The organism is Limnoglobus sp. (genome assembly GCF_059499385.1).
The window spans coordinates 1-16,842 of record NZ_JCABYM010000088.1; the positions used below are offsets into that span (position 1 = coordinate 1).

The 16,842-nt window shown below is 70.2% G+C and carries 15 protein-coding genes; 7 read left to right on the plus strand and 8 right to left on the minus strand.

The window, feature by feature from the left end; translation table 11 throughout:
• Positions 1 to 125 precede the first annotated feature (125 nt).
• Entirely contained in the window at positions 126 to 1,355 is a 1,230-nt protein-coding gene (locus AC5JJ2_RS16150; RefSeq protein WP_495859041.1) for a M16 family metallopeptidase, read from the plus strand.
• 10 nt (positions 1,356 to 1,365) lie between these two features.
• Here AC5JJ2_RS16150 and AC5JJ2_RS16155 read toward each other — a convergent pair whose 3' ends face one another.
• The gene (locus AC5JJ2_RS16155) at positions 1,366 to 2,436 is read right to left on the minus strand and encodes a hypothetical protein (protein ID WP_495859042.1); all 1,071 of its coding nucleotides are present in this window, start codon (positions 2,434 to 2,436) and stop codon (positions 1,366 to 1,368) included.
• Between the two features lie 161 nt (positions 2,437 to 2,597).
• On the opposite strand from AC5JJ2_RS16155, the gene AC5JJ2_RS16160 reads away from it, so the two are divergent.
• The 3 genes from AC5JJ2_RS16160 (at position 2,598) to AC5JJ2_RS16170 (ending at position 4,143) form a co-directional block, all read left to right on the plus strand.
• Positions 2,598 to 3,236: a hypothetical protein gene (locus AC5JJ2_RS16160; protein WP_495859043.1), complete on the plus strand. Its 639-nt coding sequence runs from the start codon at positions 2,598 to 2,600 to the stop codon at positions 3,234 to 3,236.
• A 95-nt stretch (positions 3,237 to 3,331) separates the two neighbouring features.
• Positions 3,332 to 3,955, plus strand: coding sequence for a DUF6677 family protein (locus AC5JJ2_RS16165; protein WP_495859044.1), 624 nt, complete (start codon positions 3,332 to 3,334; stop codon positions 3,953 to 3,955).
• Positions 3,952 to 4,143 (plus strand): hypothetical protein, encoded by a 192-nt coding sequence (locus AC5JJ2_RS16170; protein ID WP_495859045.1) that lies wholly within the window; start codon positions 3,952 to 3,954, stop codon positions 4,141 to 4,143. Before AC5JJ2_RS16165 ends, AC5JJ2_RS16170 begins: the two co-directional genes overlap by 4 nt.
• On the opposite strand, the gene AC5JJ2_RS16175 is transcribed toward AC5JJ2_RS16170, so the two are convergent.
• Together AC5JJ2_RS16175 and AC5JJ2_RS16180 are read right to left on the minus strand one after the other, a co-directional pair.
• Complete coding sequence (locus AC5JJ2_RS16175) at positions 4,134 to 4,661, minus strand: hypothetical protein (RefSeq protein WP_495859046.1); 528 nt, start codon at positions 4,659 to 4,661, stop codon at positions 4,134 to 4,136. The genes AC5JJ2_RS16170 and AC5JJ2_RS16175 overlap by 10 nt on opposite strands.
• Positions 4,662 to 4,887: 226 nt before the next feature.
• Positions 4,888 to 5,910 carry a hydantoinase/oxoprolinase family protein gene (locus AC5JJ2_RS16180; RefSeq protein ID WP_495859047.1) on the minus strand — a complete coding sequence of 341 codons (1,023 nt, stop codon included), beginning with the start codon at positions 5,908 to 5,910 and terminating at the stop codon, positions 4,888 to 4,890.
• A 27-nt stretch (positions 5,911 to 5,937) separates the two neighbouring features.
• Here AC5JJ2_RS16180 and AC5JJ2_RS16185 point away from each other — a divergent pair, with 27 nt between their 5' ends.
• Entirely contained in the window at positions 5,938 to 8,760 is a 2,823-nt protein-coding gene (locus tag AC5JJ2_RS16185) for a hsp70 family protein (protein ID WP_495859048.1), read from the plus strand.
• Positions 8,761 to 8,807: 47 nt separating this feature from the next.
• Here AC5JJ2_RS16185 and AC5JJ2_RS16190 read toward each other — a convergent pair whose 3' ends face one another.
• The 4 genes from AC5JJ2_RS16190 to AC5JJ2_RS16205 are packed head-to-tail and all read right to left on the minus strand — an operon-like array spanning position 8,808 to position 12,862.
• On the minus strand, positions 8,808 to 9,809 hold the full coding sequence (locus AC5JJ2_RS16190; protein ID WP_495859049.1) for a WD40 repeat domain-containing protein: 1,002 nt from the start codon (positions 9,807 to 9,809) through the stop codon (positions 8,808 to 8,810).
• A gap of 52 nt (positions 9,810 to 9,861) precedes the next feature.
• Positions 9,862 to 10,419, minus strand: coding sequence for a Uma2 family endonuclease (locus AC5JJ2_RS16195; RefSeq protein WP_495859050.1), 558 nt, complete (start codon positions 10,417 to 10,419; stop codon positions 9,862 to 9,864).
• Positions 10,420 to 10,476: 57 nt separating this feature from the next.
• Positions 10,477 to 11,244: a DUF4058 family protein gene (locus tag AC5JJ2_RS16200; protein ID WP_495859051.1), complete on the minus strand. Its 768-nt coding sequence runs from the start codon at positions 11,242 to 11,244 to the stop codon at positions 10,477 to 10,479.
• A gap of 55 nt (positions 11,245 to 11,299) precedes the next feature.
• Positions 11,300 to 12,862, minus strand: a complete 1,563-nt coding sequence (locus AC5JJ2_RS16205) for a TolC family protein (protein ID WP_495859052.1) — start codon at positions 12,860 to 12,862, stop codon at positions 11,300 to 11,302.
• Positions 12,863 to 13,032: 170 nt separating this feature from the next.
• Here AC5JJ2_RS16205 and AC5JJ2_RS16210 point away from each other — a divergent pair, with 170 nt between their 5' ends.
• On the plus strand, positions 13,033 to 13,908 hold the full coding sequence (locus AC5JJ2_RS16210) for a sulfurtransferase (RefSeq protein ID WP_495859053.1): 876 nt from the start codon (positions 13,033 to 13,035) through the stop codon (positions 13,906 to 13,908).
• Positions 13,909 to 13,911: 3 nt separating this feature from the next.
• Here AC5JJ2_RS16210 and AC5JJ2_RS16215 read toward each other — a convergent pair whose 3' ends face one another.
• The gene (locus tag AC5JJ2_RS16215) at positions 13,912 to 14,769 is read right to left on the minus strand and encodes a class I SAM-dependent methyltransferase (protein ID WP_495859054.1); all 858 of its coding nucleotides are present in this window, start codon (positions 14,767 to 14,769) and stop codon (positions 13,912 to 13,914) included.
• Between the two features lie 178 nt (positions 14,770 to 14,947).
• On the opposite strand from AC5JJ2_RS16215, the gene AC5JJ2_RS16220 reads away from it, so the two are divergent.
• Positions 14,948 to 16,801, plus strand: a complete 1,854-nt coding sequence (locus AC5JJ2_RS16220) for an ABC transporter ATP-binding protein (protein WP_495859055.1) — start codon at positions 14,948 to 14,950, stop codon at positions 16,799 to 16,801.
• The last annotated feature ends 41 nt before the right edge of the window (positions 16,802 to 16,842 follow it).

The following is a 16,842-nucleotide window of genomic DNA, read 5'->3' on the forward strand; positions in this document are numbered from 1 at the left end:
TGGTGAGGGAGGTTTGACCCCCTCACCCTAACCCTCTCCCCCGCAGAGCCGGGGGAGAGGGGACAAAACCCGGTGGGCCTCGAAGACTCGGCCCACCCTACAAAAACCGCCACCGAGTACCCGGAATGCCATTTCATACCCACACCCTCCCGAACGGCCTCGAGATCATCGGCGAGACGCTGCCGACTTCCCGCTCCGTCGGCGTCGGGTTCTACGTCCGGTCCGGCAGCCGCGACGAGGTCGGGCCGGAGAGCGGCGTGTCGCACTTCCTCGAACACATGCTGTTCAAGGGGACGCCCAACCGTAGTGCCCTCGACGTGAACCTGCACTTCGACCGGATCGGCGCGAAGTCGAACGCGTACACCGAGTACGAGACGACCGTGTACTACACGGCCGTGCTACCTGAATATCTGCCGACGGCTGTAGACATCCTCGCGGACATCCTGCGGCCGAGCCTGCGGCCGGAGGACTTCGACACGGAGAAGCAGGTCATCCTGGAAGAGATCGGCATGTACGCGGACATGCCGCCGTTCGACGCGAGCGACAAGGCCCGGAAGATTTACTTCGGCGACCACCCGCTGGGGAACAGCATCCTCGGCAGCGTCGAGAGCATCACGGCCCTGACCCGCGACCAGATGCAGGGCTACTTCGACCGCCGGTACGCGGCCGGGAACGTCGTCGTGGCGGCGGCCGGGGCGTTCGACTGGCCGAGCTTCGTGGCGCTCGTCGGGGCGAAGTGCGGGCACTGGAACCGCGGCCAGCCGCCGCGGTCGAGCCTGACGCCGGCGCGGCCGACGACCGGGTCGCACGTCATCGTGAAGGAGGGCGTGAGCCAGGAGCACGTCATGGTCATGGCCCCCGGCCCGGCGGTCGAGGACCCGACCCGGTACGCGGCGGACGTGCTGGCGACGATCATCGGCGACGACACCGGCAGCCGGTTCTACTGGGAGCTGACGCACCCCGGCCGCGTCGAGGCGGCCGGGTACGGGATCGACACGAACCAGGCGAACGGCACGCTCGGCGGGTACTTCAGCTGTGACCCGGAGAACGCGACGGAGAACCTGGCCATCGTCTCGAAGGTCCTCCGCGACGTGCAGGCGAACGGCGTGACGGCCGAGGAACTGGCGGTGGCGAAGAGCAAGATCGCGTCGCGGCTGGTGCGGCGGTCCGAGCGGCCGATGGGCCGGATGGGGGCGATCGCGAGCGCCTGGCTCAACAACCGCGAGTACGACGACATCGACACGGAACTGGCCCGCTACGAGGCGGTGACGCCCACGGCCGTCCGCGACCTGCTCGCCCGGTTCCCGATCCACGAGCCGACCGTCGTGGCCTACGGGCCGCTCGGGGCCGTGTGACGGCGGGCGGCTACTTCTTCATCGCGACGAGGATTTCCAGCGTCAGCCGGTCCTGGTCGGCCTTCTCCAGGCCGAGCTTCTCCTCGTCGTTGAACTCCTTCACGTACATCCCGACGACGCGGCTCAGCTCGCCCATCGGCAGCGCGCTCAGGTCGTACACCCCGGCCGACGACAGCCGGCCGATCAGCTTCTGCGTCAGGTGGTCGCGGTAGTACTCGAACGGGTCGGTCATCCGCAGCGTCAGGGCCGTCTGCTCCGCGTCGGAGTTCGCGGCCGCCTGCCCGGCGTTGAAGTCGATCGTCCCGGTCCACGGCTTGCCCTGCTGCGGCCGGACGGTCGCCCCCATGCCCAGCGGCGTCGCCCGGACCGGGTGCGGCACGGCCCCGCCCTTCTGCGGGAACAGGCCGCTCTTCGGCTGCTCCAGCGGCTGCGGCCGCTGGGCCACGGCCATGATCCCGGACCGCGGCGGCGGGGTCGGCGTCAGCCCGGACGGGGCCTTCACCACCCGCGTGAACACCGCCAGCGGCGGCTGGTCCAACACCGTCGGCGGCAGCACGCCGACGGCGCGGAACCCGTTCATCAGCTTCACGTCGAACCCGGCCGGCGGCCCCGGCTTCGCCCCCTCCGGCGGCGGCGCGGCCGGCTCCCCCTGCGCGACCACCTTCTCCAGCGTCGCCCGGTACTGCTCCTTGTCCCGGAACTTCGTGTTCAGCGGCAGCCAGGCGTCCCGGTCCCGCGAGATGACCTGGTCGTGCGCCAAGACCATGAACTCCGTCACCTTGTCGTTGCCGAACAGCTCGTCGAGCGGCCCGAACCCGAGGACCTCGGCCAGCACCTGCTCGGTCATCTTCTCCCGCTCCGACCGGTGGAGCGTGCCGGCCTCCTGGTCGAGGAAGACTTCGACGACCCGCTTCGCCTCCTGCCGGACCAGAGAAATCGGCTTGTGGCGCGACTTGGCGAGGTCGATGCGTTCGGTCACGCGGGCGACGGCCCGCTTCTTGAGGGCGTCGTGTCCGTTGCCGAGGCCGGGCGTCCCGCGGACCGAGTTGGACTTGGACAGGGGGGAGCCGGAACCGGCCATCGCGGGCACCTCGGGGGGAAGTCAACCGTTTAAAAGCGTAGAACGGGTTTCCGACAGGCGGCCGGGATTCCGGCCGCGATTTCCGACACCGGGGTAAGGTTTCCCGTCGGGGTGTAGAATAAGCCTCCAGTTCGATCGCCCGATTTACCCCCGGACCGACGATGACCGCGAGCGAGTGGGAGACGACGGGCGACCTCGACGCGATGTTGACCGCGATCAAAAAGCGGGCGAGCGACCGGAAGATGTTGCTGTTCGCGTGCGGGTGCTGCCGGCTGGTGGACGGGCAGCTGCCCGGCGTCGGCGGCCTGGCGGCACGGTTCGAGAAGGACGCGGACCGGCCGATGGGCCGGGACGAGAAGTTCTCCCTGCTGTCGGCCGTGTTCCAACTCGCGTCCGGCGAGCCGCAGCAAATCCTGACGTGGCTGCTCGGCGGGACGGACCAAAGCCCGTGGCTCCTGGCGTCCCGCGTCGCCGGCCTGTTGCGGAACTTCCAGAACGCCCGGCGGGCGTCCGCCGACCCGTTCGTCGATCACTGGGCCGAGCAGGCGGCCGTCCTCCGCGAGCTGCTCGGCAACCCGTTCCGCCGCCCCGCCTTCGACGCCGAGTGGCGGACCGACACGGCCGTCGGGGTGGCAACGGCCGTGGAGGCGGACGCGGCCTGGGACCGGATGCCGATCCTCGCCGACGCGCTGCAGGACGCCGGGTGCGAGGACGCGGCCGTCCTCGCACACTGCCGCGACCCGCGCGCCGCCCACCGCCGCGGGTGCTGGGTGCTGGACGAAGTCCTCGGCCGGCCCTGAGCCATCCGCCGGCGTCTCCCTATAATCTCGGAACGTCTCGAAAATCTCGCGGCGGTGGAAACGAATCGCTTGGAAGCCCGACCGGATACCCCCGCATGGCCGCCGCTCCGCCCGAACCCCGCAAACTCGACTGGCTGGCCGCCGTCCTCAGCTACCTGCTGCCGGGGCTGGGGCAGGTGCTGCAAGGCCGGGTCGCGAAGGGCGTGCTGTTCTTCGTCAGCCTGTACACGCTGTTCTTCTACGGCATGGCCCTCGGCGCGATGAAGAACGTCTGGCTGCCGCCGGCGTCCGCGGTGAAGAACCTCGCCCCGGTCGAGATCGGCGTCGGCCGGCTGTCGTTCACGTCCGACGGGGTGGTGAAGTCGCTGTCGTACCGCCCGCAGTTCCTCGGCCAGTTCTGGATCGGGGCGGCGGCGTGGCCGGCGGTGCTGCAATACCTCGCGGACACCGACCCGGTCGTGAGGCCGAACGGCCTGCCGGTCGTCGGCCATTACATGGCCACCCCGCCGGACGACGAGCTGCAGAAACTGCAACGCGACGGCAACAAGCGGTGGGACCTCGGCTGGGTGTACACGCTCATCGCCGGGGTGTTGAACCTGCTCGTGATCTACGACGCGCTCGCCGGCCCGGCCGTCCGGGACGACGAGGAGGACGAGAAGGACAAGGCGAAGGCGAAGCCGCCGGAAGCGGCGACCGCAAAACCGGAGGGCGTGGCGTGAGCCTGTTCGCCGTCAGCATCTATTGGGACCTGCCCGTCCTGCTCGTGGTCGTGAGCCTGGTGTACAGCGCGACCCGGCACGACCGGTGGGACCGCATTTTCCGCGAGGCATTCCGCTGGGGCACGCAGATCGCCGGGTTCCTGGCGATGGTCGGCGTCGGCCTGTACCTGCTCTCGACTTATCTTTGACCGTCCAGGTAGCGGCGGAAATTCACCACCTCGATCGGGAACGGCACGCCCGCGGCGACTTTGGGGAAGTGCCGATCGACGAACCCCATGAGCGCGGCCGCGTCCCACGTCATCGGCCGCAGGTCGTTCGACTTCAACAGAACCAGTTTCGTGGCGTTCCGCACTACCGCGACCCGTAGGGCGATGGAGTCGGTCGTCACGTCCCAGGTGTGCGGCAGCCGGTCCGGGCGGCGCTCGTCCTCCTTTGCGAACGCGAAGGCGTCGAGGACTTCCACGTCCTTGCGGGTGACGAGGGACGCGAGCAGGTCGCCGGCGACGTTGAGCGCCCGCACGGCGGCCCAGTGCGCCGCCTCTTCGCCGACGGCGTGCAGCTTGTCGAACGCGCGGACGCCGTCGGCGATGTCGCCGCCGCCGGGGACGAGCAGCACCGGGCCAGGGTGATCGGCGAGCCACTGGTTCAGCCCGTCGCGGAGGGCCGGGTGGTCGTACAGGCTGCCGCCGAGTTTGACGACGATCATGGGTTGTCTCGGAAACGTCTACCCGTGGCGATGGCGAGCGTCGTGGCGTGAGCACGACGTGCCTCCAACCGGCAATGACCGGCTTTGTGGAACCCTGAGCGGAAGCGACGGGGTGTTGCGCAACACCCCGTCGCTTCCGCTCAGGGTTCCACAAACAATGACATCCCGTCCCCCCGATTCGGAGGCACGTCGCGCTTACGCCGCGACGCTCGCCGTTGCGACGGCATCACGTCAGCGGCCGCTCCTTCGCCAGCACGGCGACGGCATACGCCGTGGCCGCCGTCGACCGCTCCGGCCCGAGACGCTCGGTGAGTGAAACCACCGGTGTTAGCGACGATGGGTCGAGGTCACAGACTCGACGGGCGAGGAATTCTCCGCTCCCGGAGATAATGCACGCCGCCGGGTCGTTGAACATTCGCCGAAGCTTCGCGTTGAGGATGCGCCGTATCTTGTCAGCGCTACTACGGATGTGCATTCGCTGTTGGTCGGCGATCCCCTCCGCGAGAGTGCGAGTGACTTCCTCTGAAATCAACTCCGGGTCGCCGCCAACCATCCGACTCATCCGCGCGTGGGCGTGCTTTCGCGTCGCCGGCCGGCCGTCGGCCGTGTCCGAATCGGTCGGGTCTTCGGCGACTGCCCCGGTCAGGAGGTACGCATCCAAAGTCGTGGCGAACAGTTCGGCCGCCCCGCCGAACCCCATGAACGCACACACCGGTGTTCGCCGCACGCCGGTGTATATCAACTCCCCCATCGGCATCCGGTCGTAGTCCGTCTTGCCAGTCGGGCACGGCACGCCGTCGAGGATCGGGATCACGTCGGTCGTCGTCGAGCCGATGTCGAGGAGGATCGCCGGGCCGCTCGGCACGTAGGCGCTTCCCACGAACGTCGCCAGCGCGTGCCAGTTCGACGCCGCCACCTTCAGGTACTGCTCCTTCGCCTCGTTCGTGTCGAGGAACGCCCCGTCCGTGGACCACACCCGTACCGGCCGGCAGCGACTGACGTTCATCACCGCCGTGACGATGTGCCGCACGCCGTCCCGCTTCGTCTCGAAGCAGTCGCACAGCTCGCCGGTCATCGTGACGGCCAGCTCGTCCGCCTCCGGGAAGCGGCCGACCAACTCGCCGAGCGCCGCGGCCAGCTTCTCCGGCTGCTTCCAGAGCGGGAACGCCACCGATGCGGCACGGCCGTCGGTGGCGGCCGCCTTCAGGTTCGCCCCGCCGATGTCCAGCCCTAAAATCGTGGGAGTCATTCTCCCCAGAAGATACAAGGTCCGCGAATGTCCCGCTACCTCGTCGGCATCGACCTCGGCACGACCAACATCGCCCTCGCCTACGTGGACACGGCCGAGAAGGTAAGGGCCGCCGGGCCGAAGCTGCACACGTTCGACGTGCCGCAGCTCGTCGCCGCCGGGCAGGTCGGCGAGCAGCCGCTCTTGCCGTCGTTCCTCTACCTGCCGGGGCCGCACGACCTGCCGCCGGGCAGCGTCGATCTGCCGTGGAAAAAGGATGCCACCGAGGCCGTGGGCCTGTTCGCGCGGAACCACGGGGCGAAGGTTCCGGGGCGGCAGGTGTCGAGCGCGAAGTCGTGGCTGTGCCACGCCGGGGTGGACCGCACGGCCCCGCTGCTGCCGTGGGGCGCGCCGCCGGACGTGCCGCGGCTGTCGCCGCTGGAGGTGTCCACGCGATACCTCCGCCACCTGATCGACGCCTGGAACTTCAAGAAGACCAAGTCCCCGGACGAGCGGCTGGAAGAACAGCAGGTCGTCATCACCGTCCCCGCGTCGTTCGACGACGTGGCCCGCAACCTCACCGCCGACGCCGCGAAGCAAGCGGGGTTCAAGCACGTCTCGCTCCTCGAAGAACCGCAGGCGGCGTTCTACGCCTGGCTCGGCACGCGGCCGGCGAAGGAGGCGACGAAGCTCAAGCCGGGGATGCGGTGTCTCGTCGTGGACGTGGGCGGCGGGACGAGCGACTTCAGCCTGATCCGGGCCGGCGAGGAGGGCGGCGAGCTGACGTTCCTCCGCGACGCGGTCGGCGACCACCTGCTGCTCGGCGGCGACAACATGGACCTGGCGCTCGCGAAGGCGGTCGAGGCGAAGCTGCCCGGCGGGAAGGTGGACGCGGCGCAGATCGGCGGCCTCGTGCAGGCGTGCCGGAACGCGAAGGAGGCGATGCTCGTGCCGAAGCCGCCAGCCGCGTTCCCGGTCACGGTCGTCGGCCGCGGCCGGTCGGTCGTCGGCGGCACGATCTCCGTGCCGATCACCGCCGCCGACGTATCGGCCGCGATCTTCGACGGATTCTTCCCGGAAGTGCCGCTGTCCGCCGAGCCGACCCGCGTGAACCGCGCTGGCTTGCAGGAGATGGGCCTGCCCTACGTCGCCGACCCGGCGGTGACGAAGCACCTGGCCGCGTTCGTCCGCGAGCACGCCGGGGACGCGAAGATCGACGCCATCCTGTTCAACGGCGGCGTGTTCCAGCCCGACGTGCTCCGTGACCGCCTCCTCGACGTGATGCGGCCGTGGTTCGGCGGGAAGTGGAAGCCGCTGGTCCTTACGTCGCCGTCGCTCGACCTCGCCGTGGCGTGGGGGGCGGCGTACTTCGCGTGGCTGAAGCACACCGGCGGCAAGCGGATCGGCGGCGGCATCCCGCGGTCGTACTACATCGGCCTGTCCACCTCGGATCGCGGATCGCGGAACGCGGAACGCGAACCCGTACCGAGTACCGAGTACCGAGTACCGAGTACCACGGTGCTATGCGTCGTCCCCCGGCACATGGACGAGGGGCAGCAGGTCGATTTGAAGGAGCCGGAGTTGGAGCTGACGCTCGGCCGACCGGTCATGTTCCCGCTGTACTCGTCCACCGTCCGCGAGGACGCGGCCGGGGAGCTGCTGCACCTCTCGCCGGACCAGTTGCTGCAACTGCCGCCGCTGCACACGATGCTCCGCGGCGGGAAGCGGAGCGGCACGAAGCAGGTTCCCGTCACGCTCAGTGCGAAGTGTACCGAGATCGGCACGCTGGAACTGGCGTGCGTGACGCGGGAGAACAACCGCTGGAAGCTCGAGTTTAACGTGCGGGAAGTGCTCGACGCCGCACCGAGCGAGACGCCCGCGGAGGAGACGCCGACGGTCATCGACGTGTGGCCGGACGACAAGGTGCAGGCGGCGCTGGACCTGATTCACAAGACGTTCGTGCCCGGCAAGCCGCACGCCCCGCCGCCGCAGGAGCTGACGAAGGCACTGGAGGCGGCGCTCGACGGCGGCCGCGCCGACTGGCCGACCGGCCTGTGCCGCCGGCTGTGGGACGGGTTCAACGACGTGGCCGAACACCGCACCCGCGGCCCGGCGTTCCTGTCGCGGTGGTACAACCTCGTCGGGTTCTGCTTGCGGCCGGGGTTCGGCGACCCGCTCGACCGCTACCGCGTCGAGGCGCTGTGGAAGCTCATCACCGCGACGACCGCCGCGGGGTCGAAGCAGCCGACGGTCGTGGAGGGCGGGGCCGACTACTGGATCATGTGGCGGCGCGTCGCCGGCGGACTGAACACGGCCCTTCAACAGAACCTCTGGGCCAAGCTGCGGCCGGTGCTGCTGCCGTCGAAGACGAAGCCGCCGGCGAAGCCGAGTAACAACGAGCTGGCCGAGATGTGGCGGGTCGTCGCGTCGCTCGAACGGCTCGACGCGAAGACGAAGGAAAGCCTGGGAAACGAGTTGCTCCAGCAGTTGAACAAGCAGCCGGTCCCGACCTATCTGTTCTGGTCGCTAACGCGACTGGGGGCGCGGGTGCAACTCTACGGACCGCTGAACACGCTCCTGCACCCGAGCGTGGTGGAGCGGTGGCTGGAAGCGCTCATCGACTTCCGCCCGGCGACGGACCACGAGATCATGGGCTGGGCGTTCTGCCTGGCGCAGCTCGCCCGGCGAAGTGGCGTCCGGGCCGTGGACGTGAGCGACGACCACCGCGACGGCATCGCGAAGCTGTTACACACGCTCCGCGTCCCGGCCGGGTGGCCGAAGATGGTGGAGGAGGTCGTCGCGACCGGCGGCGACGACCAGTCGCAGCTCTTCGGCGACACGCTCCCCATCGGCCTGCGCCTGAGCCAATAGGGAACGACCGAAAGCCCACCCGTCGCTTCGAGGGGTGGGGTTCGCGCTCATCCCATTTTGTACGTCGCGACCTTGTTGTGCCCCGCGAGCACGAGCGAGTCGAACGTCGGGGTGACGCTGATGTCGTGGACGTGCATCGCCACTTTCTCCTGCTTCAGCACCTTCTTGCCGGCCACGTCCAGGAACGCGACGAACCCCTCGCCGGCCCCGCCGACTGCGAGCAGCCACGCCCCGTCCGGGGCGTACGCGAGCTTGTTCACCAGCCCCTTCGACTTGTCGAGCACCAGCTCCGCCACCCGCTTCTCGGCCCGCCAGTCGAACACCTCGACCCGGCCGTTCGCCTCCAGGTGGTCGATGTTGCCGATCTTCCCGGTGCCGCCGACGGCCAGGTGCGCGCCGTCCGGCGAGAACGCCAGCGACCGCGCCCCGCCGATCGAGTGCAGCCGCTGCACCGGGTCCCAGGTGTACATGACCGGCGCTTCCACTGTCTTCAGTTGCTTGCCGCTCGCCACGTCCCAGACGACGACCTTCGCCGTCTTGTCCGCGGTGGCGAGGTGCTTGCCGTCGGGCGAGAACGCGACCGCGTACAGCATCGAACTGAAATGATGCGGCGTCTTCTCGGCGTGGCCCCGCAGCTCCCGCACGAGTTTCCCGCTCGCCGCGTCCCACAACTTGCAGACCATGTCGTCCGCGACGCTCGCCACGAGCTTCCCGTCCGGCGACACGGTGACCTGCCGAATCCACTTCGCGTGCGCGTCGAGCCGGCGGAGTTCCTTCTTCTTCTCCGTGTCCCACCAGACGAGCTTGCCGTCGTACCCCCCGGAGACGAGCGCCGTCCCGGCGAGGGCGAGGGTGGTGACGTAGCTGCCGTGGGCGTACAACTCCGTCGGCTCGAACTTCGCGGCGGCCAGGTCGCCTTCCGTGACCTTGAAGTCGGACGACCCGAGGAACACGCGGCCCGTGCCGGGAATTCGGGCGACGGCGAACGCGACGGCCGGCCGGCCGTGGTCCTTGACGAGCTTCAGCGATTCGGGGTTGGGTGCGGTCATGGGAGTGAGGTGCGTGGGGGTGGGGTGGGAAGGAGGGAAGCGTCGGGCGGCATCAAGCCATCAGCCAGTCAATCGACAGCCGCCAGCCGGGGACGGCCGGTTCCGCGTCGGCCTCGGCCCCGGCGGCGAACTCCGCGACCGACCCGTCGGGCCGGTAGCGGCGGACGACGCCGGCCACCGGGTCCACGTCCCAGACGACGAGCGTGCCGGCTTCAAAATACTCGGCCCGCTTCGCGGCCATCTCCGTCTCCGCCGCCGGGCCGTAGTCGTTCTCGCTGCGGACCTCGACCGCGAAGTCGGGCGCGCCGCGAATGAACTCCATTGGGTTCGTGGGAAGCGGACCGGTGTAGTACGCCGCGTCCGGGGAGAACGACTCGCGGCCGGTCGAGAGTTCGGGCACGGCGAACCCGGTCCCGTCCGTGAACGCGAGGCCGCGGCCGGTCTTCTCGGCGTGATCGTCCAGTTGACGGTAGATGCGGGCGGCGACCCGGCTCGGGCGGAATCCGGTGGCCATGTACCTGACGATCCTTCCGTCGATGAGTTCGGCCTTGCCCTCGACCCGCATCAGGTCGGCGAGCGTAGCGCGGGGAAATGCAATCGTCAGGCTCATCGAATCCGCCCTCGAAGTCTTCCTCATGCTACCCGCGGCCGGTGGGGTTCGCAACCGTCACTCGTCGGGCAAGCGGCCGTGCTCGACCAGGTAGCGCATGTCGGCCGGGCAGTTCTCCCACGCCGTCTGGTACGCCGGCTCCAGCGGCACGTCCACGTAGTAGTCCGCGTCGAGCCACGCCGGCATGTCCCGGAGCGCGGCCCCGACCCGGAACGGTTCGAGGTACGCCACCGGCGGCAGCTCGGCCGCCACGTCGCCGACCTGGTACGAGGCCATCAACAGCGGCTCGCCGGGCGGCAGGTCGAACGGCGTCTCCGTCTCGGTGAGGCCGTCCCAGATCAACTCGTGGAGGCCGTGCGGGTCGCGGGCCGTCGGCGGGAACGGGTCGATCACCAGGACGTTCACCCCGGCCCGGAGGAATTCGAGCGTCTTGTCGAGGAACGCCGCGATCGACCGCTGGCCCGCCTTGTTCCCCGGCGACACGATCTCGACGATGCACACGACCTCGCCCATCCGGTGCCGCACGGCGACCCGGCTGGCCCGCCGTACCAGGGCTTGCGCCTGCGCCTCCACCCGCATCCGCGTGTCCGGTTTCGTCGATGTGGCCGTCGCCGCCTTGCCCTTCAAACTCGGCCGGGGCTTCTTCCGCACCCGCTCGACGGACAACACGTCGGGGACGAGGCCGGCGGCGTGCTGCTCGACGAGCGCGGAGAACCCGGCCGGCAGCAGCCCGGCGTTCAACCGGTCACTGATGGCGGTCGCCCACCGTTGATGGAAATGGTGGTACAGGTTCGGCTCGACCCGCGACCAGTCGTGCATCGGCATGGCGGTCCCTCCCGAACCTATCCTATCACCCCCGCATCGGGGATGGGTTCAAGAGTCATCGGCCGGCGGGCGGCTTCGCCTCGGGGACGAGTTCGACGGGCGGCGGCTGGCCGAGGGCCTGCCCCGGATGGCCGAGGGCGCGGTAGAGGCGGAACTGGGCGCGGTTGTGGTCGCCGACGGCCTGGTAGTAGTCGCGGTACGCCTGGTCGAGCGCCGCGACCGCTGCGACCGCCTCCTGCGGGCGAAACACGAGGATCAGCTGCTCGCCGACCCGCTTCGTCTGCCCCAGCCCCTGCAGGTTCTTCTCGGCCGTGGCGGTCGCGTCCGCAAGCCCGGCTTCGGCCGCCTTCAGCCGGTTCGCCGTGCGGGTCAACTGCGCGTGCGCCTGCACGATCTCGGCGGAAACCGTGTCCTGGACGCGGAGCAGTTCCAGCAGCGCCCGGCGGTTGTCGCTCTCCCGCTCGCGGACGGCGGCCCGGTTCCCGAACCCGAGGCCCTGCACCTCCCACACGGCTTGCAGGTCGAGGCTGAACCGCGCGCCGAAGTCCTGCACGTCGTCGTTCACGCCGCCGCCGAAGTACCCGCCGGCCAGCCCCGGCGTGTTCGACCCGACGCCGCGGGCCGCGACCGTCGGGTAGTACGGCCGCCGCTTCTCCTGCTTCACCCGGACCAGCGCCGCCTGCACGACCGCCTGTTGGGACGCGAGTTCCGGCCGGTGCGTCAGCCCGGCGGCGAGCAGCCCGTCGAGCGGGGCGGCCGCGTCGATCAGGCTCACGACCAGCGCCGGCTCCTCGGCCGGCTCGACGAGCGTGCCGGGTTGCAGCCGCAGCAGCCGGACGAGGTCGGCGCTGGCGACCTGCCACCGCTCGTGGGCCGCCTCCAGCGCCTGCCGCCGCCGCGCGGCCTCGGCCTTCGCCCGGTTTACCTCCACGTCCGGCGTCAGGTCGGGGGCCAGCTTCTCCGTGCGGGAGACGAGGTCGTCCGCCCGCCGCAGCGACTCGACCGCGCCGGCCACGTCCCCCCGCGCCTGCTGGACGTTGAAGTACGCGACCGCCACGGCCAGCGCCGTGTCGTTCCGGACGGCCTGCTCGTCCGCCCGGACGGCCCGCAACACTTGCTTCGCGGCCAGCGGGGCGTAGATCGCGTCCGTCACCGCGATGACCGCCTGCGGCCCGGCCCCGAGGAGGAACGAGGACCGGCTGGTCGTGAACACCGTGCCGACGATGTCTTGAATCTGCCCGTCGTGCCGGAAGTAATCGACGCCGAGGTTCAGGTTCGGCAGCCGTAGCGCGGTCGCGCGGTCGAGCTGGGCGGAGGCGGCCCGCACCCGCTCGGCGGCGACCTGCACGTCGATGGGGTTCGCGTTCGCCAGCGCCAGGGCCGTCGCCAGGTTGATCGGCATCGGCCCGGCGGCCGGCTTCTCGCCGACGACCTCCTCCGCTTTCGCCGGCCGGATGTCCGCGGCCGGCGGGGCCTTCACCGGCGGCGGCGGGCCGACCTTCCCGGCGATGGGGATCGGCAGCGTCTGGTCGTCGAACGTGGCGCACGCCGGCACGCCGAGGACGCCGACCGTCGCGAGCCATCCGGCCAGTCGTCGCGTTCGAGTCGAGCCGACCATCCCTTCCCCCTGCCGACATGAGTTCGTGTCAGCATTATCGGAAGAGATGAGGGGCCGACTCCACGAAGAACCCGCTAATCCCGCGGGCCTTCGCCAGCCTCCCCAGGTTCCGCTGGCCGCGGGTCCGTCGGGCGGGGTAGAATTCTCCGCCCAATCCGCGAGGGACTTTCATGCGAACGATTCAGGCGATGGTGACGGCGGCCGTACTTTGTTTCGCCGCGGCGCGGGCGGACGACGCCTACCCCAACGGCCGACTGCTCGTCGAGCCGGCCGACCTTGCGAAGTCGAAGGCCGTCGTCCTCGACGCCCGCGACCGGGCGAAGTACGACGCCGGCCACGTCCCCGGCGCGGTCTGGGTCGATCACGCGGAGTGGGCGAAGGCGTTCGGCGACGGCACGGACGCGGCCGGGTGGGGCAAGAGGGTCGGCGCGCTCGGCATCGCCGCGGACACGCCGGTGGTCGTGTACGACGACAACTTCGCGAAGGACGCGGCCCGGATTTGGTGGGTGCTCCGGTACTGGGGCGTCGCGGACGTTCGGCTGCTCAACGGCGGGTGGGTCGGGTGGCAGGCCGGGAAGCACCCGACCGCGACCGCCGCGCCGGCCGTCACGCCCGCGGCGTTCGCGGCCGTCGCCGCCCCGGACCGGCTGGCCACAAAGGACGACCTGCTAAAGTCGCTGGCCGGCGGGACGCTCCAGGTCATCGACGCGCGGTCCGAGGCCGAGTTCTGCGGGACGGACGCCCAGAAGAACAAGAAGGCCGGGGCCGTGCCGGGGGCGAAGCACCTCGAGTGGATCGACCTGATCGACAAGCCGACGCACCGGTTCAAGCCGCCGGCGGAGTTGCAGAAGCTGTTCGCTGCCGCCGGGGTGAGGCTCGACCGGCCGACGGCCACGCACTGCCAGTCCGGCGGCCGGGCCGCGGTCATGGCCTACGGGCTGGAGCTGATGGGCGCGAAGGACGTGCGGAACTACTACCGCAGTTGGTCCGAGTGGGGCAACGCGGACGACACGCCGGTCGTGAAGCCGGACGCGAAGAAGAAGTAGCCCTCACTTCAATTTCGGCACGACGGCCGTGAGGGACGCAGCCGCCGGCGTCGGCCGCGCGAGGTAGATCGCGTTGAGGCAGATGAACTCGGCGTCCGGCCGGTGGAACAGCGACGCCGGGCCGTCCGTCAGCCGGTCGAACAGCTCCCGGTTCGGCGGCGACAGGTGCGGGTAGACGAGCGACCGCAGGTGGCGGACGTGGTGCCGGAGGAACGCGACCGTCGGCCGGTCGAACGGGGCGGCGCGGTCGATGGCGTGCGTCACCCGCTTGACCGTCCCGAACCCGCACGCCTTGAGCACGCGGCGGAGCCGGCGGGCCGGGGAGAGCTTGCCGCCGCTGCCGTACCGCTCGACGCACGCCCGGTGGACGGCCGCCGGCAGCGCCGCCTCCAACTCGACCGGCCACGGCAGCACGACGTGGTGGAACTCGTCCACTTCCAGGATCGCGACCAGCCCGTCCGCCGTCACCACCCGCCGCATTTCCCGCACCGCGGCCGTCGGGTCGAGGCTGATGAGGCTCTGCGCGGACCAGACCACGTCGAACGAGGCGTCCGCGTAGGGAAGCCCGTAAGCGTCGGCCTGTCGCACCTCCTTCGCGGGAACGTCGGCGAGCCGCTGCGCCGTTTCTCGGACGGCGTTCTCGTCCGCGTCCACGGCCACGATCCGGCCGCCGTCGCCGAGGCGGGCCGCGAGCCGGGCGGTGTAGAACCCGTTGCCGCACGGCACGTCCAGGACGCGGGCGTGCGGCGGAATCGGCAGGCCGTCGAGAATCTGGAACAAGTTCTTCTCGAACGCGCGGTGAAAGGCGTTCTGATACTTCTCCGACGCGGACAGCCGCCGCGCGGCCGGTAGGCCAACCATGTTCGACCTCGGGGGACCGGTCGGCGGCCGTCGTGCCGCCCGCGTGGGTGTCCGCAACCGACGTGCCGCGCGGGGTTCCACGTCCCTTCTCCTGCCGTGGCATCCCTCTTGCTCGGAATCCCCCGTGTCCCGCGTGATCTCTCCTTCACGCAGATTTTTGAGATGCCGGAGAGATGACATGGACGCGACGGGCGGGCAGGCGCGGGGGAGTTTCCGCGCCGAGGTGGGCGAGTTGGTGCGGACGGCCGTGCGGTCGTGGCGGATGGTCCCGCGGCGGCGCCAGGTCGCGCTCGCCGGCGCGTTCGTGCTGATGGGCCTGGCCGGGGTCGCGAGTACCGTGCTGCCGCTGTTGTCCGGGCGGCTCGTCGATCGCGTCCAGCACGGCGTCACGGCCGGCGTGCCGCGGGTGGAGATTTTCGAGACGGTCGCCACGTTGCTGGCGTTCATCGCCGGGCTGGTCCTCGTCCGCGAAATCCTCGGCGTGGCCCGGCGGTGGCTCGTCGAGAACACCTGCACCCGGATCGAGCAGGAAACGAACGTCCGCGTCGTCAGCCGGCTGATGCAGACGGACCTGTCGCTGCTCACGCACGAGAAGGTCGGCACGCTGCACGGCCGCGTCTTCCGCAGCGTCGCCGGGTACATGCGGCTGTTGCGGCTGTCGTTCCTCGAGTTCCTCCCCGCCGTCGTCCTCGGCGTCCTCGCGATCGGCGTGGCCGTGGCCAAGCAGCCGTGGCTGGGGCTGGCGATGCTGTGCGTCGTCCCACTGTCACTGGGGCTGACGGTCTGGCAGCTCATTTCCCAGAAGCGGGTCCGGTTGCAACTCATGCGGGTGTGCGAGGAAATGGACGGGACCGTCGTGGAGCAGCTCGGCGGGCTGGAATACATCCGCGTGGCAAACACCCAGGCGTGGGAGCTGGACCGGGTCGCGCGGGCGGCGAAGAAGAAGCGGAAGACGGAACTCCGCCACCACCTCGCGATGTCGTTCTTCGGCGCGGGCAAGGCGCTCAACGAGGGGTTCTTCCACGTCGCGGTGCTGGCGCTGGCCGCGTACTTCGCCATCTACGGGATGATCACGTTCGGCGACATCCTCACGTTCTCCATGCTGTACCTCGGCGCGATGGCCCCGCTGAACGAGGTCCACCGCGTCCTCGACGAGGGGCACGAGGCGAGCCTCCAGGTGGCCGAGTTGCAGAAGCTGCTCGCGCTGCCGCTCGACCCGTCGTTCCAGACGCCGCCGGCCCCGGCGGCGGAGCCGGCCGCGGCCGCGCCGGTCGTCCGCGTCGAGGGGCTGCACGTCGAGTACCCGCTCATCGACGGCGGCCGGAAGATCGCCCTCCGGGACGTTCACCTGGCCGTGCATCCGGGCGAAACGATCGGCATCGCCGGGCGGTCCGGGTGCGGGAAGTCCACCTGGCTGAAGGTGCTGTTGCGGCTCATGCACCCGGACGGCGGGAACGTCTGGCTCAACGGCCGGCCGCTGGACGAGGTGTCCCGCGAGGCCATCGGCGAGCAGGTCGGGTACGTCGGTCAGAACCCGTTCATCTTCGCCGGCACGATCCGGGAGAACATCACCTACGGCACGACGCAGGACTGGCCGCAGGAAGACATCGAGCGGGCGGCCCGGCTGGCGGCCGTCCACGACGAGATCGCGGCGATGCCCGGCGGGTACGACGCCGCCGTCGCGGAGCGGGGGCAGAACCTGTCCGGCGGGCAGAAGCAGCGGCTGGCGCTGGCCCGCGTGTTCCTGCGGAACGCGCCGGTCCTCATCCTCGACGAGGCGACCAGCGCCCTCGACCCGATCACCGAGCGGCTGGTGCAGAAGGCCATCGGCACGGCCAGCCGGGACCGGACGGTCGTCATGGTCGCGCACCGGCTGAGCACGTTCGTGGACGCCGACCGCATCCTCGTGTTCGACGACGGCCGGATCGCGGAGACCGGCTCCTACGCGGACCTGCTCGCGCTGGGCGGCATATTCACGGAGCTGGTCCGCTGCTCGGAGGTCGGCACGTCCCCGAACGGGCGGAAGGAGTGACGTTTGGCACACGGGATGCCGCGTACTTCTCCCTTGCGTCC